The sequence below is a fragment of the Pseudoalteromonas rubra genome (genome assembly GCF_005887115.1).
Classification (GTDB): domain Bacteria; phylum Pseudomonadota; class Gammaproteobacteria; order Enterobacterales; family Alteromonadaceae; genus Pseudoalteromonas; species Pseudoalteromonas rubra_F.
This window is the reverse complement of record NZ_PNCJ01000077.1, coordinates 1-1,119: the sequence shown is the minus strand read 5'-3', so window position 1 is coordinate 1,119 and position 1,119 is coordinate 1. Positions and strand designations below refer to the sequence as shown.

The 1,119-nt window shown below is 51.4% G+C and carries 1 pseudogene; it reads right to left on the bottom strand.

What is annotated here, in order from left to right:
• Positions 1-1,046, bottom strand: a pseudogene (locus tag CWB98_RS23180) (hypothetical protein); the annotation flags it as partial.
• Positions 1,047-1,119: the final 73 nt, after the last annotated feature.

The following is a 1,119-nucleotide window of genomic DNA, read 5'->3' as shown; positions in this document are numbered from 1 at the left end:
GCTTGTTCCGCTACTGACTCTTCGACCTCAGGCTCCTCCGGTTCAGCATCCATCGCAGCAAGCGCGTCTTCTTCGTCAAACTCTGGGAAGTCTTCGTCGGCCAGCGCTTCATCGCTTAATGGCGCTTCTTCTGGGGTTTGCTCAGCTGCCGATTGTTCCACTATTGCACTGTCAGGACTCGCATCTTCATCCAGTTCAATTTCAAAGTCGGGACCATCCAGATCGTCAAAGTCTCCCCCAAAGTCCAGTACATCTTCGCCATCATCATCCAGCTCATCTAGCAGGCTGGACGCATCATCTTGTCCCAGACTCTCTGCCAGTGCCCTTTCTGTCTCGCTGATAGGCGATTCTGAATCGTCATCGAGAGAAATCTCTTCTGCTTCAGATTCATCCATCTGTAATTCAGGATAACTACTCAATTCTTCACTGGGGGTAACGAGATCTATTTCAGTTAGCTCTTCCTCTTCGGACAGATCTATGTCTTCATCCGCTAAGGGATCGTCGCCAAGATCTATCTCAACATCCTCTTCAAGATCCGCATCGAACTCATCTCCTTCAGCCTCCAGCGCCTCAAGTAACTCATCAACATTTTGTAGTTGAGTAGGCTCAGGTATCTGGGCTTCTTCGGACGAATGCGTTAATTGCTCTGCAAATTCGTCGAGTAATTCATCCTCAGTTTCAGGCAATTCAGATTCTAATTGCTCAGGCTCTTGTGTATCGAGCTCCAGCTCGACTGATGGTTCAGCCTTTTCATGCAAAGACTGCAAGTCGTCTTCTTCTTCCAGCATTCCATCAAGATGACCAGATTCCGTCCTAGAGACAGCGTCCGAACCAGACATAAGCTCTTCTGTATCAGGCTCTTCCAATAAACCATCGAGATCGTCCAACTCTTCCGTCAACATGTCTTCTGCAGGTTCGGCCTCTGGCTCTTCTTCAAGCAACCCATCCAGATCGTTCGGCGCTTCCGCCAGCATATCTTCTGCAGGTTCGGCCTCTGGCTCTTCTTCAAGAACCCAATCCAGATCGTTCGGCGCTTCCGCCAGCATATCCGCTGCAGCTTAGACATCTGACGCGGGTGGGGGCGGGGGAGCGTGGGGGGTCGGGGGGTCCGGGGGGGGG